19 protein-coding genes are annotated in these 24,546 nt (G+C 70.5%); 5 read left to right on the top strand and 14 right to left on the bottom strand.

The window, feature by feature from the left end:
- Positions 1-4 precede the first annotated feature (4 nt).
- The 7 genes from QMK61_RS08065 to QMK61_RS08035 form a co-directional block, all read right to left on the bottom strand.
- Positions 5-415, bottom strand: coding sequence for an EamA family transporter (locus QMK61_RS08065; RefSeq protein WP_302071674.1), 411 nt, complete (start codon positions 413-415; stop codon positions 5-7).
- A complete protein-coding gene (locus QMK61_RS08060; RefSeq protein WP_302071673.1) occupies positions 412-789 on the bottom strand; it encodes an EamA family transporter in 378 nt (125 codons plus the stop codon). Before QMK61_RS08060 ends, QMK61_RS08065 begins: the two co-directional genes overlap by 4 nt.
- Position 790: 1 nt before the next feature.
- Complete coding sequence (locus QMK61_RS08055; RefSeq protein ID WP_302071672.1) at positions 791-1,627, bottom strand: alpha/beta fold hydrolase; 837 nt, start codon at positions 1,625-1,627, stop codon at positions 791-793.
- Positions 1,628-1,698: 71 nt separating this feature from the next.
- Positions 1,699-2,637, bottom strand: a complete 939-nt coding sequence (locus QMK61_RS08050) for an HlyD family efflux transporter periplasmic adaptor subunit (protein ID WP_302071671.1) — start codon at positions 2,635-2,637, stop codon at positions 1,699-1,701.
- Positions 2,634-3,380 (bottom strand): ABC transporter ATP-binding protein, encoded by a 747-nt coding sequence (locus tag QMK61_RS08045; RefSeq protein WP_302071670.1) that lies wholly within the window; start codon positions 3,378-3,380, stop codon positions 2,634-2,636. The genes QMK61_RS08050 and QMK61_RS08045 overlap by 4 nt, the downstream gene beginning before the upstream one ends.
- A 6-nt stretch (positions 3,381-3,386) precedes the next feature.
- The gene (locus tag QMK61_RS08040) at positions 3,387-4,517 is read right to left on the bottom strand and encodes an FtsX-like permease family protein (protein ID WP_302071669.1); all 1,131 of its coding nucleotides are present in this window, start codon (positions 4,515-4,517) and stop codon (positions 3,387-3,389) included.
- Positions 4,517-5,950, bottom strand: coding sequence for a TolC family protein (locus QMK61_RS08035; RefSeq protein ID WP_302071668.1), 1,434 nt, complete (start codon positions 5,948-5,950; stop codon positions 4,517-4,519). Before QMK61_RS08035 ends, QMK61_RS08040 begins: the two co-directional genes overlap by 1 nt.
- Positions 5,951-6,135: 185 nt before the next feature.
- Between QMK61_RS08035 and QMK61_RS08030 the strand changes: the two genes are divergently transcribed.
- Entirely contained in the window at positions 6,136-6,828 is a 693-nt protein-coding gene (locus QMK61_RS08030) for an MtnX-like HAD-IB family phosphatase (RefSeq protein WP_302071667.1), read from the top strand.
- A 62-nt stretch (positions 6,829-6,890) separates the two neighbouring features.
- On the top strand, positions 6,891-8,294 hold the full coding sequence (locus tag QMK61_RS08025; RefSeq protein ID WP_302071666.1) for an aminotransferase class III-fold pyridoxal phosphate-dependent enzyme: 1,404 nt from the start codon (positions 6,891-6,893) through the stop codon (positions 8,292-8,294).
- A gap of 69 nt (positions 8,295-8,363) precedes the next feature.
- Here the strand turns inward: QMK61_RS08025 and QMK61_RS08020 are convergent, their stop codons facing one another.
- The 7 genes from QMK61_RS08020 to QMK61_RS07990 all read right to left on the bottom strand — a co-directional run bounded on the left by QMK61_RS08020 (position 8,364) and on the right by QMK61_RS07990 (position 18,175).
- Complete coding sequence (locus QMK61_RS08020) at positions 8,364-9,809, bottom strand: sensor histidine kinase (protein ID WP_302071714.1); 1,446 nt, start codon at positions 9,807-9,809, stop codon at positions 8,364-8,366.
- 11 nt (positions 9,810-9,820) lie between these two features.
- Entirely contained in the window at positions 9,821-10,501 is a 681-nt protein-coding gene (locus QMK61_RS08015) for a response regulator transcription factor (protein WP_302071665.1), read from the bottom strand.
- Positions 10,502-10,585: 84 nt separating this feature from the next.
- Positions 10,586-11,452 carry a MurR/RpiR family transcriptional regulator gene (locus QMK61_RS08010; protein ID WP_302071664.1) on the bottom strand — a complete coding sequence of 289 codons (867 nt, stop codon included), beginning with the start codon at positions 11,450-11,452 and terminating at the stop codon, positions 10,586-10,588.
- A 13-nt stretch (positions 11,453-11,465) separates the two neighbouring features.
- Entirely contained in the window at positions 11,466-12,785 is a 1,320-nt protein-coding gene (locus tag QMK61_RS08005) for a peptide MFS transporter (protein WP_302071663.1), read from the bottom strand.
- Positions 12,786-12,807: 22 nt separating this feature from the next.
- Complete coding sequence (locus QMK61_RS08000) at positions 12,808-13,836, bottom strand: dipeptide epimerase (protein ID WP_302071662.1); 1,029 nt, start codon at positions 13,834-13,836, stop codon at positions 12,808-12,810.
- Between the two features lie 12 nt (positions 13,837-13,848).
- Positions 13,849-15,846 (bottom strand): serine hydrolase domain-containing protein, encoded by a 1,998-nt coding sequence (locus tag QMK61_RS07995; RefSeq protein ID WP_302071661.1) that lies wholly within the window; start codon positions 15,844-15,846, stop codon positions 13,849-13,851.
- A 37-nt stretch (positions 15,847-15,883) separates the two neighbouring features.
- Positions 15,884-18,175, bottom strand: a complete 2,292-nt coding sequence (locus QMK61_RS07990; RefSeq protein ID WP_302071713.1) for a TonB-dependent receptor — start codon at positions 18,173-18,175, stop codon at positions 15,884-15,886.
- Between the two features lie 374 nt (positions 18,176-18,549).
- Between QMK61_RS07990 and QMK61_RS07985 the strand changes: the two genes are divergently transcribed.
- From QMK61_RS07985 to QMK61_RS07975, 3 genes are all read left to right on the top strand, one after another.
- Positions 18,550-19,587 carry a glucokinase gene (locus QMK61_RS07985; protein WP_302071660.1) on the top strand — a complete coding sequence of 346 codons (1,038 nt, stop codon included), beginning with the start codon at positions 18,550-18,552 and terminating at the stop codon, positions 19,585-19,587.
- Positions 19,588-19,767: 180 nt separating this feature from the next.
- Complete coding sequence (locus tag QMK61_RS07980) at positions 19,768-22,977, top strand: TonB-dependent receptor (protein WP_302071659.1); 3,210 nt, start codon at positions 19,768-19,770, stop codon at positions 22,975-22,977.
- A 183-nt stretch (positions 22,978-23,160) separates the two neighbouring features.
- Entirely contained in the window at positions 23,161-24,546 is a 1,386-nt protein-coding gene (locus tag QMK61_RS07975) for an APC family permease (protein ID WP_302071658.1), read from the top strand.

Below are 24,546 nucleotides of genomic sequence, written 5' to 3'. Positions count from 1 at the left end.
GCGGTCAGCCCGCGGGCGTGGGGCCCGCACCGGCGTCCGGCGCCTGCTCGCGGCCTTCGGCCAGCCCCAGGCAGACGATGCCGGCGACGATGGCCAGCGCGCCGAGTACGCGCGGCAAGGTGAGCTGCTCGCCGAACAGCCACACCGACAGCAGCATCACCGACACCACCTCCAGGTGCGAGGCGGCGAAGGCCGGGCCGATCGGCGCGTGCTTGAGCAGGCACATCCAGGTGAAGAACGCGCCGACGTAGCCGGCGATGGCACCGTAGATCCACGGCGCGCCGAACACGCGCAGCAGCCAGGCCATGTCCGCGGTCATCGGCAGCGCCCGGGTGCCGGCGTACTTGAAGCTGACCTGCGCCAGCGTGTCGAAGCCCATCAGCAGCAGGAAGCCGACCAGGTAGAAGCGCCTCATCCGCCGGCCCCCACGATCGCCACGCCCAGCGTCACCAGCAGGATGCCGGCCACGCGCAGGCGGGTGAGCTGCTCGCCGAACAGGAAGCGCCCGGCCACCATGATCGCCACGATATTGATCGAGCCCAGCAGCACGCCCTCGGACAGCGGGATCAGCGAGAGGAAGGCGATCCACACCAGGAATTCGACCACGTAGCAGCCGATGCCCAGCCACAGCCATGGCCGCGCGGCCATGTGCTTCCAGCGCGCCAGGCCGTCGCCCGCGTCCTCGTCGCCGGCGGCGGCCTTGAAGGCCAGCTGGCCGCCGGTGTCGAGCACCACGTTGAGCAGCCACAACCCGGCCACCAGGGGCGTGATGGAACCTGCCGCGGGCATGTCAGGCCGCCGCGCGGGTCGGGGCACCGGCGGCGGCGATGCGGTCGAAGAAGGCCGCGGAGCGCTCGATCAGGGTGCGCCGTTCGCGGTCGATGGTGATCATGTGGTAGCTGTCGTCCAGCAGCAGCAGCTCGCTCGGGCCGCCGACCGAGCGCACCACCAGCTCGGCGTTGCGCGTGCTGGCCACGTCGTCCTCGCGCGCGTGCGCCACCAGGCAGGGCGCCTCGACCTGCGGCAGCTGGCGGCGTACCGCGGCCGACAACTGGTACATCTCGGCCAGCGAATACCACGGGTTGCCGGGCAGGCCGGCGGCGGCGCTGTCGCCGCCCAGCATGGCGGCGCTGACCTGCGCGCGCAGGCGCTCGTCGCGGATGCCGTAGGGCGGCTGTTCCATGAAGCTGCGGTGGCGGCCGATGCCGAGCTTCTTCGCCAGCGGCAGCAGGAAGGACAGCCGCGCCAGCTTCGGGATGGTCCAGCCGTCGTAGCGGAAGGTGGCGCCGTACACGCCCACGCCGGCGACCTGCCCGGGGCGGTCGGCGGCAAGCTTGAGCGCCAGCAGCGCACCCATCGACAGGCCGCCCACGAACAGGTGGTCGACCCTGGCGGCCAGCGCGTCGGCGGCGCGCTCCACGCTGGCATACCAGTCGCGCCAGCCGGTGGCGAGCAGGTCGTCGACGTCGCCGCAGTGGCCGGCCAGCTGCATGCCGTGCACGGTGTAGCCGGCGCGGTTCAGGCCCTTGCCGAGCAGCTTCATCTCCATCGGCGTGCCGGTGAGGCCGTGGATCAGCAGCACGCCGCTGCGGCCGCCTTCGAACAGGAAATCGGTGGGCTGGATCATCGCTTGCCTCGCAAGACGCCGCGGGGCGGACGCCGCTGTACCTGCCGACAGGATCGCAGGCGGGGGTTTCCTCAGTCTTTCGCTGCGGCGCCGGCGGGCAGGAAGCGCACGATCACGCGCTGGCCGATGCGCAACTGCCGCGGCGGGTCCAGCGCCAGCACGCATTCCACCGCGCGCGCGTTGGCGCGCACCTGCGGGTCGTCCTGCAGGGTGGCGGGGCCGTAGACCTGGCCCACGCGCAGCACGCGCGCGCTCCAGCGCTGCCGGCCCTGGCCGTCGCCGGCTTCCACCTCGGCGCGCATGCCCGGATGCACCGTGTCGACGTAGCTTTCGTTCAATTCGGCGCGAACGATGCGCGGCTTGTCCGGCAACAGCACGAACAGCGGGCTGGCGCCGGGCGCGACGGTGGCGCCCGGCTGCGCCGCGACGTGCACCACCTCGGCGTCCAGCGGCGCGGCCAGGCGGCGCTGCTGCAGCGCGTACTTCGCCTCGTCCAGCTGCTGCTGCGCCATCGCCACGGCGGCCTGGTCGATGCCGTGCTCGGCGTCCAGCCGCGCGCTGGCCTCGCGCGCGTCGTCGGCGCTCTGGCCGTCGCCGGCGCCCGCGGCGGCGGCGGCGGCGAGGCGCTGCGCGCGCAGCTTCGCCGCGTCCTGCTGGATGCCGTCCAGCTTCAGCTTGGCGCGGGCCTGTTCCAGCCGGGCCTGGGCCGCGTCCACCGCGAGCTGGGCCGGGCGGGCGTCCAGCGCGGCCAGCAGCTGGCCCTGGCGCACCTGCTGGCCTTCGTGCACGTCGACGCTGGCGAGCGTGCCCTCGACCGGCATGGACAGGTTCAGCAGGCCACCTTCGACGTCGACCTTGCCGCGCGCCACCGCGACGTACGGCGTCGTGTCGGCGGCGGGCGCCGGCGGCGCGTCGGCGTGCCTGGAGCAGGCGTCCAGCGCGGCCAGCGCCAGGGCCAGCGCGCCGAGCCGCAGGACGGTGCGGGCCGCATTGGCGGCGATCGTCTTCATGGCAGGTTTTCCTTGGCTGGGGCCGGCGCGGGTTCCAGGCGCCGGTCGCTGAGAATGCGCCCGTCCTCCATCGCCAGCACGCGGTCGGCGTGCGCGACCAGGCGCGGGTCGTGGCTCACGCAGAGCACGGTGGTGCCGTGGGTGCGGGCGATGGTGTGCAGGATGTCGATGACGGTCTGGCCGTTGGCCGCGTCCAGCGCGCTGGTCGGTTCGTCCGCGAACAGCAGTTCCGGCCGCTTGGCCACCGCGCGGGCGATCGCCACGCGCTGCTTCTCGCCGCCGGACAGCTCGGCCGGGCGCAGGTGCGTGCGCGGGCCGAGGCCCACTTCCTCCAGCGCGGCGGCGGCGCGGCGGCGGGCCTCGTCCTTGCCCAGGCCGAGGTAGCTCAGCGGCAGTTCCACCTGCTCGAGCGCGTTCAGCGCAGGGAACAGGTTGAAGCCCTGGAACACGAAGCCGGTGTGGCGCAGGCGGAAGCGCTCCAGCGCGTGCCGGTCCAGCCCGTCGAGCGACTCGCCCAGCGCGCTGACCCGGCCGGCGTCCGGCGGCTGCAGGCCGCTGAGGATCGCCAGCAGGGTGCTCTTGCCGCAGCCGGACGGGCCGGAGATCAGGGTCAGCTCGCCGGCGTACACGTCCAGCGACAGGTCGTGCAGCACGCTGCTGCGCACGCGGCCGGAGACGAACGACTTGCGCACGTCGCGCGCCTGCAGCGCGAGGACGGGAGAGGGCGGGGCGGCCATCGACATCGGCGGCTACCTCAGCAGGCTCGCGGGGTCGGCCCGGCGCAGGCTGCGCATCGCCGCCAGGCCGGACACGATGGCCAGCGCCATGCCCAGCGCGAGGCAGGCCAGCGCGGCCAGCGGGTCCAGCGCGATCGGCACGTCGTGGCTGCGCGCCAGCGCGAACAGCAGCAGGCCCAGCAGCACGCTGCCGAGCAGGCCGATCGCGCCGACCCAGAACGCCTGCTCCATCACGATCCGGCGCAGCGGCCCCATGCCCACGCCCAGCGCGTTGAGCGTGGCGTACTCGCGGATCGAGCCGACCACGGCGGCGACCAGGGTCTGGCTGGTGATCACCGCGCCGACCAGGAACACGATGCCGGCCAGGAACAGCACGCCGGCGCCGGCGCCGGTGTCGAGGATCCAGTACATCTGCGAGCGCCGGGCGAAGTCGCGGGCCGTCCACACCGCGTACGGCCCGAAGGTGGACGCGCCGTTCAGCCGCCGCGCCACCGCGCCGGCCTGCGACGGATTGTGCAGGCCAGCCACGTAGAAGATCATGCGGCCTTCGTCGTCGGGGTCGTTGTCCAGCGTCCGGGCGGTGTCCAGCGAGGCCAGCACGTTGACGCCGCCCAGCGCGCGCAGGCCGTGGCTGACGCCGACCACGCGCACCAGCCGCCCGTTGATGCGCGCGCTGTCGCCCACGTGCACGCCCAGGCTGCCGATGTCGGCCTGGTCGACGATCACCGCGTCGGGTTCCTTCAGCCGCTCGCGCAGGGCCGGGGACAGCACGCGGGCGAACATCATCGCGTCGGGTGCGGTGTCGATGCCGCAGACGAACACCGAGATGCCGCCGCCGCGCGCGCCGCGCCAGTCGCCGTCGACCCAGTCGAACGGCTCGACCTTCGACACCGCCGGGTCCATGCGCAGGCGCATCGCCACGTCCTGGTCGATCGGCCGGCCCAGGCTCACGCTCTGGCTGCCCGGGTAGCCGGCCCACAATTGCGCGGTGGAGCCGGTGATGTAGATGCTGGCGCTGCCGAAGATGCCCAGCACCAGCGCGGCCTGCAGCAGCTGCAGCAGGCCGGCGAAGCCCACCGCGAGGATCGCCGGCAGGAAGCGGCGCCATTCGTAGCGCAGCGTCTTGCGCGCCAGCGCCACCATCAGGGCGTGCTCCGCGGCAGCTGGCCGGTCGTGGCCGGGTCGTCGCCGGGCGGCAGCGGCGCGCCGCCCAGCGCCTTGTACAGCGCGACGTAGGCCAGGTCGTGCGCGGCCCGCGCCGAGACCAGTTCCAGCTCGGCGCGCTGCTGTTCCACCAGGTTGTCCTGCACGTCCAGGCCGCTGGCCAGCTTCAGCGTGGCGCGTTCGCGCACCGCCGCCACGCCGCGGCCCAGCGCGTCCGCGGCCTGCTTCGCCGCGGTTTCGCGCAGGCCCAGCTGGTGCAGGTCGCCCAGCGCGGTCTCGGTCTCCGCCACGCCCTGCAGCACCGCCTGCCGGTAGGCCAGCACCGCGGCGCGCAGCTGGTGGTCGTTGGCGTGCTTGCGCGCCACGCGCTGGCCCCAGTCGAACAGCGGGATGTCGATCACCGGGCCGAGCGAGAAGATGCCCTCGCCGGTGCGGGCGCGGTGGTTGCGGGCGATGTTCACCGACCACTGCAGCGAGGTGCCGATGCCGATGTGCGGAAGGATCTCGGCGCGGCTGATGTCGAGCTCGCCGGCGGCGCGCAGCACGTCGGCCTCGGCCTGCGCGATGCGCGGCTGGGTGCGCAGCAGGTCGGCCGGCACGCTGGCGAGCTTCCACGGGCCGAGCCGCGGTTGCGCGCCCGGTTGCAACCAGGCCGGATCGGGCTCGGCCTGTCCCAGCAGCACGGCCAGCTGCTGCGCGATGGCGTTGATCGCCTGGCGCGGCGCGGACAGCGCGCCCTCGTCCTGCGCCAGGCGGGCCTCGGCGGCGGCCAGCGCCTCCGGCGCCGCCAGCTGGAGCTTCCCGCGCACCTGCAGCAGCTGCAGCCGGCGGGCGTCGGCGTCGCGGATCGCGGCCAGCAGCTGTTCCTGCCGCTGCGCCGAGCGCAGCTCGATCCAGCAGCGCACCACCTCGGCCACCAGCGACACCCGCGCGCTGCGCACGTCGGCCGCGGCGGCGTCGAGGTCGCCCCGCGCGATGCGATGGGTGCCGCCCGCGGCGCCGAACAGCGGCAGTTCCCACAGCGCGTCGAAGCCGACGATGAAGTACGAGGCGGTGGTGTCGGGGTTGATGACGTCGTTGGTGTCCGCCTTCAGCTCGGGGCGGTACTTGTCCATCGCGTGCCGCTCGAGCAGGCGCGAGGCGCGGAAGCGTTCCGCGGCCTGCGCCAGGTCCAGGTTGCCGGCCAGCGCGCGGTCCACCAGCGCGGCGAGCTGGGGATCATCGAAGGCCCGCCACCAGTCGTGCAGGTCCGGCGCGGGGGGCTGCCCCGCGGACGGCCCGGGCGCGTTGCGCCAGGCCGGCGGCAGCGGCGGCTTGAGCTCGGGCAGGGGCAGGGCGGTGCAGGCCGCCAGCAGGGCCGCGGCCAGGGCCGGCCAAAGGCGCAGCGACCGCAGGCACCGGCGACGCGCCACGGGCGGGAGGCTTGGAGCAGGCGGACGCAAGGGGGACTCTCGGCAAGCGCAAAGCATCAGCATAGCCTTACTAGCTTGCGTTTTGCTTATCCGACCACCGGCGCGGCGCCGTTGCGCCCGCGCCGGAAAGGCGGACGAAAGGCGCCTGCGGCTAGGGTGTCGCCATTTTCCGGCGGAGCACCTGCGTGAGCGGTTGGACCATCCTGTGCGATTTCGACGGCACCATCTCCGTCGAGGACGTGATCGACTCGCTGCTCGACCGCTTCGGCCGGCCGGGCTGGGAGGTGCTGGAACGCGACTGGCGCGCCGGCCTGATCGGCTCCCGCGAGTGCATGGCCGGCCAGGTCGCCCTGCTGGAGATGACGCGCGCCGAGCTGGACGCCCACCTTGCCGAGCTGTGGATCGACCACGCCTTCCCCGGCTTCGTGGCGAAGACGCGCGAGCTGGGCGTGCCGGTGCGCGTCGTCAGCGACGGCCTGGACTACGCCATCCATCGGATCCTGGGCCGCTACGGCCTGGACGACCTGCCGCTGGCCGCCAACCACCTGGCGCCGGCCACGCCGCCGAAGCAGTGGCGGCTTACCTCGCCGTTCCAGGCCGAGGGCTGCCGCAGCGGCACCTGCAAGTGCGCCTGCGCCGAGCAGGCGCGCCGGGACGGAGCGAAGACCCTGCTGATCGGCGACGGCGCCTCCGATTTCTGCGCGGCCGACCGCGTCGACTTCGTGTTCGCCAAGCATCGCCTGATCGAGCACTGCCGCGCCGCCGGCATCCCGTACATGCCGATCACCGGCTTCGAGGATGCGCTGGACCTCCTGCCGCGCCTGCTCGACGGCAGCCTGGCGCAGCACGCGCGCTACCACGAGGCGGCCACCGCCTGACCGTTTCCGGCCGGCGCCGCCGGCCTCCAGCCTTCCCGCAACCGATTCCCGGATCCCGCGACATGAACATCGACAAGAACGCCGTCGGCTTCATCGACGACGCGCAACTGCTCGCCGACGAGGCCAGGTACAGCTCCTTCGGCGACACCGTGCACTATGTGGACCCGCCGAAGATCTTCCGCCACGGCGAAGGCAGCTACATGTACGACACCGCCGGCACGCCGTTCCTCGACCTGCAGATGTGGTACTCGGCGGTCAACTTCGGCTACGGCAACAAGCGCCTCAACGACGCGCTGAAGAAGCAGATCGACGTGCTGCCGCAGGTCGCCAGCCAGTACCTGCACCAGACCCGCATCGAGCTGGCCAAGACCATCGCGCTGGACGCGAAGAAGAAGTTCGGCCTCGACGGCCGCGTGCACTTCAACGTGGGCGGCGCGCAGGCGATCGAGGATTCGCTGAAGCTGGTGCGCAACGCCAGCAACGGCAAGAGCCTGATGTTCGCGTTCGAGGGCGGCTACCACGGCCGCACGCTGGGCGCCTCGTCGATCACTTCCAGCTACCGCTACCGCCGCCGCTTCGGCCACTTCGGCGAGCGCGCGATGTTCCTGCCGTTCCCGTATCCGTTCCGCCGTCCCAAGGGCATGACGGCGGAAGAGTATTCCGACAGCTGCGTGCGCCAGTTCGAGCGCCTGTTCGAGACCGAATACAACGGCGTGTGGGATCCCAAGACCAACCAGTGCGAATACGCTGCGTTCTACGTCGAGCCGATCCAGGGCACCGGCGGCTACGTCGTCCCGCCGATGGGCTTCTTCAAGGGCCTGAAGCGGGTGCTGGACAAGTACGGCATCCTGATGGTGTCCGACGAGATCCAGATGGGCTTCTGGCGCACCGGCAAGCTGTGGTCGATCGAGAACTTCGGCGTGACGCCGGACATCGTGGTGTTCGGCAAGGCGCTCACCAACGGCCTGAACCCGCTGTCCGGCCTGTGGGCGCGCGAGGAGCTGATCAACCCGACCGTGTTCCCGCCGGGTTCGACCCATTCCACCTTCAACTCCAACCCGCTGGGCACCTCGCTGGGGCTGGAAGTGATCAAGATGGGCTACGAGCTGGACTACGAGACCAGCGTGCCGAAGAAGGGCGCGCACTTCCTCGACGGCCTGCGCGAGCTGCAGAAGAGGCACAAGGAGATCGGCGACGTCGACGGCCTCGGCCTGGCGCTGCGTGCCGAGATCTGCACCGACGACGGCTTCACGCCGAACAAGGCGCTGCTGGACCGCATGGTCGACATCGGCCTGGCCGGCGACCTGGAGCACGACGGCAGGAAGATCGGCCTCGTGCTCGATGTGGGCGGCTGGTACAAGAACGTGATCACCTTCGCACCGTCGCTGGAGATCACCCACGAGGAGATCGACCTGGCCATCGCGCTGCTCGACCAGCTGCTGACCAAGGCCAAGCGCTCGATGTGACCCCGGGCGCGCCGGCCGCGGCGCGCCGCACCGCTTTTCATCCGTGCGTTACTGGCACGACGGCGACGCTCACGCGTCGCCGTTTTTTTCGCCTGTGGACAGGGCGGGGAACAGCACTTCCACGCGCAGCCCGCCGGCGGCGGAAGCCATGTAGCGCACCCGGGCCCGGTGCCGCTCGGCGATGCGCTGCACGATCGCCAGGCCCAGGCCGCTGCCTTCCTCCTGCCCGCCGGGCACGCGGAAAAAGCGCTCGCCCAGGCGCTCCAGCCACTCGGGCGACACGCCCGGGCCGTCGTCCTCCACCGCCAGCACGATGCCGTCGGCGCGGCGGTCGAGCACGCTGGTGACGGTGCTGCCGCGGCCGGCGTAGCGCAGGCTGTTGTCGATCAGGTTGTCCAGCAATTCCTGCAGGGTGTGGCGGTCGCCCTCGATCCACAGCGCCCGCGCCGGGCCCTCGTAGCCGAGGTCCACGCCGGCGGCCAGGGCCTCCTGCACGCGCTGGCGCACCAGCTCCGGCACCAGCAACGCCAGATCCAGCCGCTCCCGTTCGCCCGGCTCGTGTTCCATCGCCTGCGCCCGGGTCAGCGCCAGCAGCTGGGTGGAGGTGCGGTTGGCGCGGTCCACCAGGCGCAGGATGTGGGTCAGCGCCTCGTTGGTCACGGCCGGATCGGCCTGGCCCAGCGCGCGCTCCGCATGCACGCGCAGGCCGGCCAGCGGCGTGCGCAACTGGTGCGCGGCGTCGGCGATGAAACGCTCCTGCAGCGCCAGCATGCCGCGCAGGCGCGCGAACAGGCCGTCGATGGTGCGGGTGAGCGGGCGGATCTCGACCGGCACGTCCGCCTCGCCGATCGGCGCGAGGTCGTGCTCGCGGCTGGCCAGCCGCGCGGTGAGCGGGTCGAGCTGGCGCAGGCCGGTGCGCACGCCGAACCAGACCAGGGCGAACACCGCCAGGATCAGCACCGCCTGCGCCGGGATGCTGAGCAGCAGGATCTGCCGCGCTACCTGGTGGCGGTCGCGCAGCGTCTCGGCTACCGTCACCACCAGGGTGTCGCCGGCATGCGGGGTGTCGGGCAGGGCGATGCTGGCGGCGCGCAGCCGGCGGTCGTCCAGGCGCGTGTCGTACAGGCGCGGCGTGTCGTTGCCCAACGCCAGCCCGGACGGCGGCACCAGCCGCGCATCGCCCGCCAGCAGGCCCTCGCGGCGGCTACGCACGCTGAAGTGGCTGTAGTAGTTGTGGCCGCCGGGATCGTATTCGAGCAGGAAGCGCGCCTGCGGCGAGATGCGCCCGTCCGGGTCCTCGGTGGCGATCATCTGCATCAGGGTCAACGCGTCGCCCGCCAGGTCGCGGTCGTGCACGTGGTTGGAATAGACCAGCGCGCCGCCGTAGGTGATCAGGCTGTTGACCAGCAGGAACAGCATCAGCGGCGCCAGCAGCACCACCAGCAGGCGGCGACGCAGGCTGTGGCCGCCCTCCGGCAGCAGCCACCGGTACAGCCACGGCTGCAGCTGCAGCATGCGGCGGCGGGTCATGAGTCCGGTTCCGAGGTTTCTTCCAGCAGGTAGCCGAGGCCGCGGATGGTGCGCACCTGCGTGCCGGAGCCGGCCAGCTTGCGGCGCAGCCGGTAGATCGCGATGTCGAGGCCGTTGTCGGTGAGGTCCTGGTCCCAGTTGCACAGCGCCTCGATCAGCTGCGCGCGGCTGGTGACGCGGTCGGGCCGCGTGGCCAGCGCCTCGAGCAGGCCGAACTCGCGCGCGGTGAGCGTCAGCGCGCGGTCGTCGACCCAGGCGCGGTGGCCGGGCAGGTCCAGGCGCAGCCGGCCGAAGCGCAGCTCCGGCGCGCCCTGCGCCGTGTAGCGCCGCAGCAGCGCGCGCACGCGCGCCTCGAACTCGGTCAGCGCGAACGGCTTGACCAGATAGTCGTCCGCGCCCAGGTCCAGCACGCGGACACGCTCGCGCACGCCGTCGCGCGCGGTGATCACCAGCACCGGCAGGTGGTTGCCGCGGCGGCGGGCCTGCTGCAGCACCTCGGTGCCGTCCAGCCGCGGCAGGCCGAGGTCGAGCACCAGCAGGTCGTAGGGCGTGTCGTTCAGCGCGGCCTGCGCGCGCGCGCCGTCCTCGACGCGGTCCACCGCGTGGCCGCCCTGCCGCAGGGCGGCGCAGATGCCGGCGGCAATGGCCTGGTCGTCTTCGGCGACGAGTATGCGCATCGGGCAACGTGGATCGGGAACGGGGCGACAAGGCTAGCAGGAACCGCGGGCACCGGCGCCGGCTCCCCCGCCCCGCGGCGGGGCCTACTTGGCGCCGGGCGTGCGGCGCGATCGGCCGCGCGGCGGGTCGATGTAGCAGCCCAGTTCCTGGCGCAGGTCGTTGATCTCGCTGAGCCGCTCCATCACGCCGTCGCTGTGCTCGGTCACCGCGGCCACGATCAGGCTGAACAGGCTCGACATGGCGCAGTAGCTGTGCCACACCTCGCTGGCCGGGACCAGCAGCGCATGCGGGGTGAGTTCGCGCGCCCAGTAGCATTCGATGTCGGCGATCAGCACCAGCGGGATGCCGCGCCGCGCCACGTGCTCGGCGACCTCGCGGAACTGCCGGAAATAGCGGCGCTGGTCGATCAGCACCACGCAGCTGTCCCGGGTCGAGTCCAGCAGCATGTCGACGCAGGCGCTGTCGGCGCCGTCGTGGAAGGCGACGCGCGGGCGCACCTGTTGCAGCAGCTTGGCCAGGCCCAGGCCGAGGAAGCTGCTGTGCTGGAAGCTCGCCACCGAGACGCGGTCGGCCGCGACCAGCTGGCGGATCACCGACGTCCATTCCTTCGTGCGGGCAAGCTCGTGCACGCCGGCCAGCGCGCGGGTCTCCGCCAGCAGGTGCGTGGCGACCGCGTCGCCGTCCTGCGGCAGCTCCGGCGGCTTGTAGAAATGCCGCCAGGTGCCGTCGCCGCGGAACTCCTCCTTCATCTCGCCCAGGCCTTCGTAGCCCAGCGTGCGCAGGAAACGCCCCACCGTCATCGGGCTCACGCCGACGCGCTTGCCCAGCGAGGCGGCCGTCTCGAACGGCAGGTCGCGGATGTTGTGCAGCAGGTAATTGGCGATCTTCCGCTCCGAGGCGGTGAAGCCGTCCCAGTGGTCCTTGAGCTTCTGCTTCAGGTCCTTGGTCATCTGGCGGGTCTCGTCATGAGAGCGTGGCGGTCAGGCCTGGATTATCCCGTTTTTCCGCATGTCCCACGCGCAGGCCCACCGCCAGCAGCAGGGCCGCGGCGACGCCGGCGACGGCGCCGACCAGCAGGAAGAAGCCACCGTGCGGCAACCGGCTCCACAGCGTGCCCAGCGCGCCGGCCAGCAGGTTGCCGAAGAAGCCGGCGAAGAACCACAGCGCGATGCAGGTGGCGCCGAAGCCCTCCGGTGCCAGGTGGCCGAACAGGCCCAGGCCCACCGGCAGGATGTACAGCTCGCCCAGCGTCATCAGCACGAACCAGCCCGCCAGCCACAGCCAGCTTGCGCGCACGCCGCGCGCCTCGCTCCATGCCGCCACCGCGGCCAGCAGCACGTACGACAGTCCGACCACGGCGGCGCCGAAGGCCATCCGCTGCAACGACGGCGTGTCGACGCCGCGCCTGGCCAGGCGCGCCCAGCGCGCCACCAGCAGCGGCGTGGCGATGAACACCATCAGCGGGTCCAGCGCCTGGAACCATGCCATCGGGATGCTCCAGCCCGCGGTCACCTGTCGGTCCACGCCCAGCTCCGCCCACAGCGCGATGGTGTTGCCGACCTGCTCGTAGGCGCCGCGGAACAGCACCACGATCGCGGCGACGCCGCCGAGGAAGGCGAGGCGGCGCCACGCGGCGTGGTCCAGCGGCGCGCGCTGCACCGGCTTCGCGGCGACGCGCGCGGGTTCCGGCGGCAGGTGGCGGCTGCCGGCCAGGTAGATCAGCAGCGAGGCGAGCATGCCCACGCCGGCCGCGGTGAAGCCCCAGTGCCAGCCGTAGACCTCGCCCAGCAGGCCGCAGACCAGCGGCGCCAGGAAGGCGCCCAGGTTCACGCCCACGTAGTAGATGTTGTAGGCGCTCCTGCTGCGCGGGTCGCCTTCGCGGTACAGGCCCTCGATCTGGCTGGCCAGGCTGGGCAGGAACAGGCCGTTGCCCAGCGCGATGGTGGCCAGGGCCGGATAGAACAGCGCCGGCGCGGCCATCATGAAGTGGCCCAGCGCCATGGTGGTGGCGCCGATCAGCACGGAGCGGCGCTTGCCCAGCCAGCGGTCCGCCACCATGCCGCCGAACACCGGCGTGAAGTAGACGAAGGCGGCGTAGGCGCCGTAGACCAGCGAGGCGTAGGCCTGCCCGAAGTCCAGCCGCAGGGTCATGTAGTAGACCAGCAGCGCGCGCATGCCGAAGAAGGAGAACATCTCCCACATCTCGGTGAGGAACAGCACGCTGAGGCCGAGCGGGTGGCCGAGGAAGCGGCGTTCGCGCACGGGCGGCCGGGCGTCGGTCATGGGCGGCGGTCCTCCGGGGAGCTCATGCGGGCAAGGCGCACGGTCCGCCCCAGATCCCGTCGGGGCACCGGATGTGCCCGTCGCGGTAGCTTACCCCGGGTTCGCGGTCGGCCTGGATGAACATCGGGCCGTCCAGATCGACCACCGAGCACAGCGAACCGAGCACGAAGGCCGGCCCCATCGACAGCGACGAGCCGCCCATGTTGCCCACCATCAGGCGGAAGCCGCGCCGCTGCGCCTCGCGCGCCATCGCCAGCCCGGCGGTGAGGCCGCCGCACTTGTCCAGCTTGATGTTGATCACCTGCACGCGGCCGTCGAGGCCGGCCAGGTCGGCGCGGTCCTGCACGCTCTCGTCGGCGGCCAGCGGCACCGGGTAGTGCAGCCCGTCGAACCATGCCTCGCGGCCGACCGGGAAGGGTTGCTCGACCACCGCCACGCCGGCTTCCACGAAGGTCGGCAGCATCTGCATCAGCGTCTCGCGGGTGAGGCCCTGGTTGGCGTCCACCATCAGCCACGCGCCCGGGCAGGCCGCGCGCACCGCGCGCACGCGCTCGGCGTTGAGGTGGTCGTCCTTGAGCTTGAGCTTGAGCGCGCGTGCGCCCTGGCGTGCGTAGTCGCGCGCCGCTTCGCCCACTTCGTCCGGCGCGTCGGCGCTCAGCGTATAGGTGGTCAGCAGCGAGGCCGGCCGGGATAGCCCGGCGAGCTGCCAGACCGAGGTGTGGCCGCGCTTTGCCTCGAGGTCCCATAGCGCGCAATCCACCGCGTTGCGCGCGCCGCCGGCGGGCAGCAGTTCCAGCAATTCTTCGCGCGTCATGCCGCGCTCGATGCGTCCGCACAGGCGTTCGACCTGCTGCAGCATCGCGGCGGGCGTGTCGTCGCGGTAGTAGACGCCCAGCCCTTCGCCCTGGCCGGTGAACTCGCCGTCGTGCAGGCTTACCACCAGCGCGTCGCAGGCGGTGAAGGTGTAGCCGGTGATGTGGAAAGGCTGCTTGAGCGGAAGCTTCTCGATGTGCGCGCTCAGCGTGAGTGGCGGGTGGCGGTCGCGAGTCATCATGGCTCCCGGTCAGAAATGCGTGTTGAAGCTGACCAGCCCGAACGCCAGGATGAACCAGCCGAGGTAGAGCGCGGCGAGCGCGAGCACGCTCTCGCCCAGCCGCACGCGCAGGCCACGCCCGCCCAGCCGCCAGCCGTTCACGGCATGCAGCACGATCGCCAGCACGCCGAGCAGCGCGACCACGCCGAGCACGTAGAGCACGGTCATCCACGGCGCCGCGGCGCCTTGCAGCAGCAGGGACGGATGCGTGCCGATGGAACCCAGCAGCACGAACCAGCCGAGCAGGTCGAGCAGCAGCGCCAGCGCGCCCAGCCGCGAGTACAGGCGCGTGCGACGCAGGGCCGGCGGCAGTTCCAGCCCGGCGCCGTAACGGCGGCGCAGCCAGCGGCCCAGTCCCCAGCCGGCCAGCGCCAGCAGCACGAGCAGCAGCGCCAGCCCGGCGAGCGGCAGCACGGCGCCCTTGGCGTGCGCGGCCGGCACGCGCTGGAACAGCATCACGGCGGGGATGTAGGTGGTGGTCCAGTAGCGGATGCGGCCGTCCGCACCGGCGACGAAGCGCAGCCGGTCGCGGCCGTTCACCTCTCGGTACTGCAGCGGCGCGACCTCGCGCCAGCGCAGCGGCCGGCCGGCGGTGTCGACCAGCATCGGCGACACGGTGAGCGTGCCGTCCGCCGCCGCGGCGACCCGGAACTGCGAGAGCAGGTCGAACAGCTTCAGCGCGCTGTCGTTGCGGCGGGTACTCCGGTACCAGCCGGCCACCTTCGCCGCGTCGGCCTTCGCGCTGGCCGGCAGCGGCGCCCGCGCCGGCGGTGGCGCCGGGAAATAACGGTCGAGGAAGGCATGGAAGATCGCGCGGCGCAAGGTCAGCGTGCCGCCGGCCTCGGGATTGCCGGCGCTGTTGAAGGACAGGAACAGGCCCACGCCCTTGTCCAGCAACAGGTGCAGGTCGCTGTGGAACGCCATGGTGTCGCCGGCATGGCCGATGATGCGCAGGCCGTTGCGGTCTTCCTGGTAGAAGCCGAGGTCGAAGCCGGGCATGCCCGGCGCCGGCGCGTACTGCGGGCTGTGCATCAGCTGCGCGGTGGCCGGCTTGAGGATCTCCACGTCGCCGTAACGGCCATCCTGCAACTGGGCGATCATGAACTTCGCCATGTCCGTCGCGGTGGCGCTCAGCGCACCGGCGGGTGCGGGATCGACCAGCTCGAACGGTTGCGGCGTGCCGTCCGACGCGCGTTGGTAGCCTTTCGACATCAGCGGCGCCAGCGCCGGCGGCAGCGGCTGCTCGAAGCTGGAATGGTCCATCCCCAGCGGCTTCAGGACGTGCTGCTCGACGTACTGCGCGTACGGCTGGCCGGACACGCGCTGCACGATGTAGCCGGCCAGGCCGCAGCCGTAGTTGGAATAGGCCACCAGCTCGCCCGGCGGGAAGATGCGCGCGGGCAGGTGCGTCTTCAGGTAACGCCCGAGGTCCAACTGGTCGGGCGTGGCCGGCATCAGGTCGCGGGTCACGTCCTCGAAGCCCGGCGTGTGCGTCATCAGCTCGCGCAGGGTGACCGGCTTGCCCTGGTAGGGCGGGATCCGGAAATCGAGGTAGGCGTTGACGTCGCGGTCCAGGTCCAGCTTGCCCTGTTCGACCAGCTGCATCACCGCGGTCCAGGTGAACAGCTTGGAGGTGGAGCCGGGCCGGAACAGGGTGCCGCCGGCAGAGACCGGCGTCCGCCTGGCCAGGTCCGCATAGCCGTAGCCGCGGGCGAACAGCAGCCGGCCGTCCTTGACCACCGCCACCACGCCGCCGGCGATGTCGTTGCGGCGCAGCGCGTACGGCATCAGGCCGTCGAAGAACGCGCCGAGGTCCTGCGCGGTCAGCGCCGGTGCGGTGTCCGCCAACGCCGGCGCGTCCGCCGCCGATGGCACGCTGCCGGCGGGCGCGGGCGCCGGCTGGGCCAGCACCGCGCCCAGGCCGAGGCTGGCGAGGAAGGCGGCCAGGCCCTTCAATGCTCGGTTCATGCGGGGATCCCCGTGGTATGCGGAAGCAGGGGCCGGCTCAGAAATCCACGCTGGCGGACACGCCGATGGTGCGTGGCGTCTGCAGCGTGGCGTTGTACGGGCTGCCCATCGGGTTCAGCGTCTCCGGCCACACCGAGGTGATGCCGTGGCGGTTGGCCAGGTTCTTGGCGTAGACCTTGAACATCCAGTCGCCGAAGTTCACCCCCGCGTACAGGTTGATGTTGTTGTACGAGGGCAGGTAGACCCGCGGCGCGGGCACCTGGTTGAACTCCGCGGCGCGGCGGCCGACATAGCTGAAGTTGCCGCCCACGAAGCCGGACCAGCTGCCGAGCGGGAAGTTGTAGTCGGCGCCCAGGTTGGCGTTCCACTTCGGCACGTAGGGCAGGGGATTGCCCTTGAGGCCGTAGACGCTGCCGGCCGGGTTGTCCTCGGCGAGCCGTGCGGCGGTGTAGGAGGCGTTCGCCCACAGCGTGAGGCCGCTCGCCGGGTGGTAGCGCAGGCTGGCCTCGAAGCCCTTGCTGACCGCCTTGCCGCCGTTGCCGAGGAAGCTGATGCCGTTCACGGTCGAGGTGAGCTGCACCTTGGACCAGTCGATGTAGAAGGCGTCCATGTCCAGGCTCATGCGCCCGTCCAGCAGCATCGTCTTCAGGCCCAGCTCGTAGTTCACCAGCTTGTCCGGGTCGAAGGTCAGCGGCGCGCCCATGCCCGGCGACACGCCGACGTTGGCGCCGCCCGGGCGAAAGCCGGAGGCCACGCGCAGGTAGGCCATCGTGTCGTCGCCGAACTTGTAGCTGGGATTGAACAGGTAGGTGACCGGCTGGTCGCTGCTGCGCAGGGTGAAGCCGGCATCGCCGATCAGCAGGCCGGTGTTGGCCTGCGTATAGGTGGTGCGGTCGTCGCTGTAGCGGGCGCCGACCAGCACGCTGAAGCGGTCGGTGGCATGCCAGGTCAGGTCGCCGTAGCCGGCCCACTCGGTGAACAGCGCCGGCCCCACCGAGACGTGCAGGAGGGTGGGCAAGGCGATGGGCGTGCCCGTGCCCGCATCGAAGGTCGCCATGTCCTGCAGGTCCACGGTGCGTTCGTGGGTGAAGAACAGGCCGGTGCGCCATTCCCAGGTCTGCTCCTTCGGCGACTGCAGGCGCAGCTCTTGCGTGACCTTGTTCAGCGCGATCGACTGCGCCTCCGAATAGCCGCCGTCGGACAGGCCGAACATCGGGTTGAGCAATGGCCCGTACGCGGCGGTGTAGTCGACGTTCTCGTTCAGCCGCAGCGTGCCGTAGCTGGTGGTGGAGACCAGCTTGCCCCAGCCCATGTCGACGCTGGCGGTGAGGTCGTAGAGGCGGTACTTCACCTTGAACAGGCCGGTGCCGGCGGCGCGCGCCTGCTTGTCCCAGCCGTGGACCGGCCGGATGGTGGCCGGATCGATGTCGATGCCGCCGTTGGCCAGGCCGTCGCTGCCCAGGTTCTGCGCCAGCGCGGAGAAGCGCAGCGAGACCTTGTCGCTCGGCGTCCAGAGCAGTTGTGCGCGGCCGCCGCGGACTGTGGCCTCGTTCACCTCGGTCTGGCCGGTGGAGACGTTGTCGATGTAGCCGGGGTCGGTGCGCGCGTAGGCGTTGACGCGCAGGCCCAGGGTGTCCTTCACCAGCGGGATGTTCACCGTGGCGTGCGTGCCGAAGCCGTTGCCGCCGCCGGACACGCTGCTGGCGTCGACGCCGACATGGGCGCTGGCCTCGGTGGTGTCGGGCGGCGTGGTGACGAACTTGACCAGGCCGCCCAGCGTGTTCGACCCGTACAGCGTGCCCTGCGGCCCGCGCAGCACCTCGATGTGGTCCAGGTCGCTGGGATCGATGTCGGGCGTGAGCATGCTGCCCGCCGCATAGATCGTGCTGGAGCCGTACGGCGAGTCGTCGATGTAGGTACCCACGGTGGCGTTGGGCTGGTGGCTGCCCGAGGTGATGCCGCGCAGCACCAGCTGGGTCCAGCCCTCGCCGGAAGAGATCGCGTTGAGGCCGGGCACCTGGCCGACGTAGTCGCTGAAGCTGGTGGCGCCCTGGCGGTCGAGCTGGGTCTGGGTCAGCACCGACACCGCCATCGGCACGCTCTGCAGCGGCTCGCTGCGCTTGTCGGCGGTCACGATGATCGTGGCCAGGCGCGTGGTCTTGCCATCGTCGGCCTGCGAGCCCGCGGCATGCCGGCGGGTCGTGCCGGCGGCGGGCGGTGCCGCGGCCTGGCCACCGTCGTTGTCCTGGGCGCGCAGGAGCGCGGGAGCGGCCAATGCCATGGCGACGGCCAGGCAGATGCAGCGGCGTGCGTACGGCGAGCGATACATGTCCACGTCAACTCCCCCAAGAGATACGGATGGCCCGTGGACGTACTGATATCAAGATAACAAAAGCATGTCAATGATCTTTAAATACCATTTCGCGATGCGGCTGTGCCGGACGTCGGGCGAGGTTGCCCGTTGCAGGAACGATGGATGGTGAGGCGGCTGGACGCCGGGATGGCGGGCCGGTACTTGTCTACACCACCGAAATGATGCGATGCGGGATTATGTTGTTTAAGTACCCGCGTATTCGAATTTTAATATTTTGTATATCAATTGATTAAGCCATATTTCTACAATATCTCTTCCTTCTGCATCGCAAGTTGACACCGGTGACAATGACTCGCAATCTGGTGCCCGTTCCAGTGCGGGGAGGCACGGTGAACGCGGCAATCGACTATCGGGATCGACCGGCGGGTGTCCCGGCGCAACCGTTCCTTGCGGCGGACGTCGGCGGCACGTATGCCCGCGTCGCGCTGTTGCGGGCCCCGCACGGCGGGGGGCGCGAGGCCGAGGTGCTCGCCTATCGCAAGCTCGCCTGCGCGGACTTCCGGGGGCTGGCCGAACTGTTGCAGGCCTTCCTCGACGGCGACGCGAAAACCGCGGTGCGGCACTGCGTGCTCGCCTGCGCCGGCCAGGTGATCGGCGACGAGGTGGTGAACGACAACTCCGCCTGGCCGATCCGCCTGTCGCGGGTGCGCCGGGCGCTGGCGCTGGACGATATCGCCGCCCTCAACGATTTCGAGGCGCTGGGATACGCCTTCGACGGCTCCCCGCCCGCCGATGCCCGCCTGCTGTGCGGGCCCGACACCCGGGTCGAAGGCCCGGTCCTGGTGATCGGGCCGGGCACCGGCCTGGGCGCGGCCGTGCGCCTGCCCGGCGCGGCCGGTGGCCACGTGCTGACGACGGAAGCCGGCCAGACGGATTTCGCGCCGAACTCGCTGCGCGAACGCGAGGTGCTCGCACACCTGGCGCCGGCGGGCGGCTACGTGGCGTACGAGCGCATCGTCTCGGGCCCCGGCCTGCTGACGGTGTATGCGGCGCTGTGCGCATTGCGCGGGGCCGCGCCGGCGCTGGCGACGCCCGCGGCCGTCACCGCGGCGGCCGCGGCGCGCAGCGACGCGCAGGCCATGGAGGCCGTGGATATCTTCTGCGCCTCGCTGGGGAGCTTCGCCGGCAGCGTGGCCATGACGTTCATGGCCACGGGCGGCGTGTACCTGGCCGGCGGCTTCCTGTCTTCCATGTTCGCGCTGCTCGAGCGCAGCGATTTCGAGGAACGGTTCCTGCACGGGCGGAGCGTGCGTGCGCTGCTGTCGCAGGTTCCGGTGTGGGTCACCGAACACGGGCACAAGGGCGTGCTGGGCGCGGCACGGTGGTACCTCGGGCGTGGCGCGTGCCGGGGCGCGGGGCAGGGCTAGGCAACACGCGGGATACGCCTCCGCGGGGAAATACGCAGTGGAAGAGGCCATGGCGCACCACGCCGCGGCCGGATGCATCGAGGTGGCGTTGCGAGGGCACGCCACGGACAGGCGCCATCCGCGGGCCGAGGCATCGCGGGGCGCCGGGGCTCGGCAGACATCAACCAAGAGGTAAGACTCATGTCCACCGTACACCGCAAGCATCCCTTGTCATTCGCCATCTCGATGTCGCTGCTCGCCGTCGTGGCGACATCGGCCGTGGCATCGCCACGCCCGGGTGCCCCGGCGAATGCCGCGGGGACGCAGGCCGCCGCGCAGCAGGATGCGACGGCGTCGCCCGCCACGCGGAAGGCCAAGGCCCCGACCGGCGCCGCCGCGGCGGACAAGAACGGCAAGAAGGCGGTCACACTGTCGGCCGTCAACGTCGTCGGCGTGCGCGCGTCGCAGATGCGCGCGATCGAACTGAAGCGGGATGCGCCGAACATCCAGGACAGCATCACGGCGGAAAGCATCGGCCAGCTGCCCGACGTGACCATCACCGACGCGCTGCAGCGCGTCACCGGGGTGCAGATCAACCGCGACGCGGGCGTGGGCACCACGGTGGACGTGCGCGGCCTGCCCGAGGTCGGCACCATGCTGAACGGGGAGGTCTTCATCACCGCGGACCAGATCGACTCGCAGCAACCCGATTTCACCATGCTGCCGGCCACGCTGTTCCATGGCGTGGACGTCATCAAGTCGCCCACCGCCAGCACGACCGACGGCGGCATCAGCGGCGCGCTGGACCTGCATACCTATCGCCCCTGGGACCTGCCGAGCGGATTCACCTACAGCTATTCCGCCGACGGCGAGCGTGGCCGGACCAGCAGCAAGTGGGGGCCGGAGGCCAACGGCCTGATCTCGTACAACGACGACGGCCACTGGGGCCTGCTGGTCTCCGCCGACTTCTCCAACACCACGCGGACGAACTCGAACGAGGGGCTCGACCAGTACGGCACGGTCCTCAACGGCGAGAACGCGGCCAGCGCGGGCGGCTACAACGGCTTCCTGACGCCGTGGAACGGCGCACCGATCCCCTCGCGGATCGTGCAGAACCCCGACGGCAGCGTCGACGTGAACGGCGACGGGAAGTCCGACGGCGTGTTCATGGGCAGCCAGGACATCAGCCTGTACGACATCACCACCCAGCGCAAGCGCAAGTCCGGCAACGCCTCGTTCCAGATGGACCTGGGCGGCGGCTTCACCTTCACCAGCGACTACTTCTACGCGCGCCAGGACCAGTACGACCGCAACGTGGGCATCCAGTTCAACTCCACCAACTGGCAGGGCGCGACCTACGTGCCGTTGCAGTCGCGCGACACCGGCCGCCCCGTCGCCGGCTCGTACGGCACGCCCGAGCCGGGCTGGGACGGCATGCATCTGTATACCACCCAGGTCTACGAGAAGTGGCCGGGCGACGTGGAGTCGTTCTCGCAGATCACGAAGAAGGATTCCACCGCGCAGAACTTCAACGCCCAGCTGGATTTCGACAACGGCGGCCCCTTCACCGGGAGCATCCGCGGCATCCACGACACGGCACGCCAGTCGAACGTCGAGACCGACATCAACATCTCCAATTCCGACGGCGGCTTGTGGCCCAACGTGCTGAAGGACGGCGTGCCCGACGATGCCGTGCCGCCCGGCACCTTCATCTTTCCGGACCAGCTGGGCGGGAACCGCGTCTTCAATGCCCATGGCCTGGCCCAGAATACCGTGCCGATCGTCGCGAATTTCGGCGGCCGCAACCTCACGATCAGCATGCCGCCGTCGCTCGCCAGCCAGTTCGCCGATCCCAACGGCTGGACGATGAAGACGCTGGAATCCTCCGGTGACTACGACCGCAAGGTGTCGCTCAATGCGCTGCGCTTCGACGGGCACTACGACTTCAACGACGGCATCAAGCTCGATTTCGGTGTGCGCAACAGCATCCGCCACGCCGACAACGTCGGCTTCACCCTGGTCACCCCCGTGTACGCCGGCATCGGCGCCAGCGATCCCGGCGGATGCCTGGTGCGCTACGTGGGCGCCGACGTGATCCTCAACAGCGGCTCGTGCACCGCGGGCAATGCGCAAGGCTACTTCCGGGCGGGACCCATCTCGGCCCTGCAATTGCCGAACACGCCGTCGCCGCTGTCCAGCCACTGGAAGGAATATGCCAACCTGCTCGGCTCGGGAATCACCTTCTGGGCGGTCGATCCACACGCCATGGACGACCCGGAGGCGTACTGGAAATCGCTCTATCCGGATAGCCAGCGGCAGGGCGAGCCGGGTACCACCTGGGCCGTGGGGCTGAAGGAGACCTCGGCCTACCTGCAGGCCGACTTCGACGGCAACATCGGCAGCATGCCCTACAGCGGCAACGTGGGCATGCGCGTGATCCGCACCCACCTGGACGTCACCCAGCACCTGAGCGGCGACCCGGGCGCCTACGGCACGGAGCCCGCCGATGCCGGCACCGCGGTCACGCGGCGCAGCTACAAGGACTACCTGCCGTCGGCGAACTTCGCGCTGGACCTGACCGACAGCCTGAAGCTCCGCCTCGCCTATTCAAAGAACATGATGCCGCTCGACCTCAGCACCTGGGGCGGCGGCCTGCAGCTCAACTACTCGCTGGTGGAAACCCCGCAGGGACCGCTGTTCCGCGTCGCGGCGGGCAACTCGAACGGCAACCCGAAGCTCGACCCGTGGCGCTCCACCAACTACGGCGCCTCGCTCGAGTACTACATCAACTCCACCAGCATGCTCAGCCTCGCGCTGTTCCGCATCAACGTGCAGAGCTTCATCAAGAGCGGCAGCGTCATCGACTGCACGCTGCCGGACGAGGACGGCGTCGTCCGCAACCGCTGCATCACCATCACCGAGCCGATCCAGGGCACCGGCAACAGCATCCACGGCGCGGAGTTCGACTACCGCCAGGGCTTCACCTTCCTGCCGGGCATCCTTTCCAGGACCGGCATCGAGGTCAACGCCACCTACGCGCCCAGCGATTCGGGGGAGACCGACCTGGCCGGGCACAAGATCCCGTTCCAGGACAACTCGACCAGGTCCGGCAACGTCATCCTGTGGTACCAGGACGACCGCTTCCAGGCCCGCGTCGCATACAACTACCGTTCGCGCCGCGCGGTGTCGGAGGACGTGGGCGGCATCACCGGCATGGAGATGTACGAGGCGCCGCAGAAGTACCTCGACGCCTCGATCTCGTACAAGATCGACAAGTACGCCGAACTGTTCGTGGACGGCACCAACCTCACCAACGAATACCAGCGGTATTACCTGGTGTGGCCCGACCAGCCGGCGCACTCGAACTTCTCCGAGCGCATGTTCATGGTCGGCATCCGCGGGCAGTGGTGAGCGGCGGCAAGACATCCCGTTCGCGCTGAGCGTAGCTTGCGCCAGCAAGCGGAGTCGAAGCGGCCGTGGCACGGCAACCCTTCGACTCCGGCCCTTCGGGCCTACGCTCAGAGCCTGCCCCGGACTCGATCCGGGGGCGAACGGGTTGGGTTTCGAACAAGCAACCGGCACGACAAGGAAAACATGGATTCCAAGGCGACCCAACCCGACCGCGACGGCCACTTCCACCGCTCCATCGGCCTGTTCTCCGGCACCGCGATCAACATGACCCAGATGTGCGGCATCGGGCCGTTCATCACCATCCCGATCATGGTCGCCACCATGGGCGGGCCGCAGGCGGTGGTCGGCTGGATCGCCGGTGCCATCCTCGCGGTGGCCGACGGCATGGTCTGGGCGGAGCTGGGCGCCGCCATGCCCGGCTCCGGCGGCACCTACGTCTACCTGCGCGAAGCCTTCCAGTACCGTACCGGCAAGCTGATGCCGTTCCTGTTCATCTGGACGGTGCTGCTGACGATCCCGCTGCTGATGTCCACCGGCATCATCGGCATGGTCGAGTACCTGGGCTTCTTCTTCCCGCACCTGGGCGGGTGGCCGATGCACCTGATCGGCCTGGCGGCGACCGGCCTGGTCACCCTGCTGCTGTACCGGCGGATCGAGTCGATCCGCGCGATCACCATCGCGTTGTGGGTGATCATGCTGCTGTCCGTGGTCGGCGTGTCGGCGGCGGGCTTCTCGGATTTCCACCCGGGCTACGCCTTCGCCTTTCCGCCCGGCGCGTTCGGCGGCCACTTCCTCGTGGGCCTGGGCGCGGGACTGATCCTCGGCATCTACGACTACCTGGGCTACTTCACCACCGCCTACATGGGCGACGAGCTGCGCGACCCGGGCCGCACCATGCCGGGCTCGATCATCATCTCGGTGATCGCGATGATGTGCGTCTACCTGGTCCTCAACATCAGCGTGCTGGGCGTGGCACCGTGGCAGGAGATCGCCAGGTCCAGATCGGTGGCGTCGATGGTGGTGGAGCACAGCTGGGGACACCTGGCCGCCGCGATCATGACCGTGCTGATCATCGTGACGGCGTTCGCCTCGGTGTTCGCCGGCCTGCTGGGCGGCTCGCGCGTGCCGTTCCAGGCGGCGCACGAGAAGGTGTTCCTGTCCGTGTTCGGCAAGCTGCACGCGAAGCACGGCTTCCCGCACGTGGCCCTGCTCACGATGGGCGCGGTGACCGCCATCGGCACCTTCTTCGACCTCACCGAGGTGATCAGCATGCTGCTGGCCGCGACCATCATCGTGCAGTCCATCGCGCAGATCGCCGCGCTGGTGGTGCTGCGCAAGCGCCAGCCGACGCTCACGCGGCCGTACCGGCAATGGCTGTATCCGGTGCCGTGCGCGGTCGCGCTGCTGGGCTGGATCTACGTCTACGTGTCGGCGTCCGCGATGTCGCTGATCCTGTCCGGCGCGTGGATCGTCGCCGGCCTGGCGGTGTTCGCGGTCTGGGCCTGGATCAACCGGTCCTGGCCGTTCGCGCCGGTGGAAATACGCGAAGCCTATCTCGGGAGGGACTGA

Origin of the sequence: Fulvimonas sp. R45, assembly GCF_030504985.1 — a bacterium.
Classification (GTDB): Bacteria; Pseudomonadota; Gammaproteobacteria; order Xanthomonadales; family Rhodanobacteraceae; genus Rhodanobacter_A.
Note: the sequence above shows the minus strand (reverse complement) of the source record. Positions and strands in the feature narration are given on the sequence as shown.

Excerpts from the sequence above, each read along its gene's own strand:
- QMK61_RS08060 (WP_302071673.1), bottom strand. The coding sequence starts at position 789 with ATGCCCGCGGCAGGTTCCATCACGCCCCTGGTGGCCGGGTTGTGGCTG.
- QMK61_RS08010 (WP_302071664.1), bottom strand. The coding sequence starts at position 11,452 with ATGACCAAGGACCTGAAGCAGAAGCTCAAGGACCACTGGGACGGCTTC.
- QMK61_RS07995 (WP_302071661.1), bottom strand. The coding sequence starts at position 15,846 with ATGAACCGAGCATTGAAGGGCCTGGCCGCCTTCCTCGCCAGCCTCGGC.
- QMK61_RS08015 (WP_302071665.1), bottom strand. The coding sequence starts at position 10,501 with ATGCGCATACTCGTCGCCGAAGACGACCAGGCCATTGCCGCCGGCATC.
- QMK61_RS07980 (WP_302071659.1), top strand. The coding sequence starts at position 19,768 with ATGTCCACCGTACACCGCAAGCATCCCTTGTCATTCGCCATCTCGATG.
- QMK61_RS08000 (WP_302071662.1), bottom strand. The coding sequence starts at position 13,836 with ATGACTCGCGACCGCCACCCGCCACTCACGCTGAGCGCGCACATCGAG.
- QMK61_RS07990 (WP_302071713.1), bottom strand. The coding sequence starts at position 18,175 with ATGTATCGCTCGCCGTACGCACGCCGCTGCATCTGCCTGGCCGTCGCC.
- QMK61_RS08025 (WP_302071666.1), top strand. The coding sequence starts at position 6,891 with ATGAACATCGACAAGAACGCCGTCGGCTTCATCGACGACGCGCAACTG.
- QMK61_RS07975 (WP_302071658.1), top strand. The coding sequence starts at position 23,161 with ATGGATTCCAAGGCGACCCAACCCGACCGCGACGGCCACTTCCACCGC.
- QMK61_RS08040 (WP_302071669.1), bottom strand. The coding sequence starts at position 4,517 with ATGGTGGCGCTGGCGCGCAAGACGCTGCGCTACGAATGGCGCCGCTTC.
- QMK61_RS08065 (WP_302071674.1), bottom strand. The coding sequence starts at position 415 with ATGAGGCGCTTCTACCTGGTCGGCTTCCTGCTGCTGATGGGCTTCGAC.
- QMK61_RS08020 (WP_302071714.1), bottom strand. The coding sequence starts at position 9,809 with ATGCTGCAGCTGCAGCCGTGGCTGTACCGGTGGCTGCTGCCGGAGGGC.
- QMK61_RS08055 (WP_302071672.1), bottom strand. The coding sequence starts at position 1,627 with ATGATCCAGCCCACCGATTTCCTGTTCGAAGGCGGCCGCAGCGGCGTG.
- QMK61_RS08005 (WP_302071663.1), bottom strand. The coding sequence starts at position 12,785 with ATGACCGACGCCCGGCCGCCCGTGCGCGAACGCCGCTTCCTCGGCCAC.
- QMK61_RS08045 (WP_302071670.1), bottom strand. The coding sequence starts at position 3,380 with ATGTCGATGGCCGCCCCGCCCTCTCCCGTCCTCGCGCTGCAGGCGCGC.
- QMK61_RS08050 (WP_302071671.1), bottom strand. The coding sequence starts at position 2,637 with ATGAAGACGATCGCCGCCAATGCGGCCCGCACCGTCCTGCGGCTCGGC.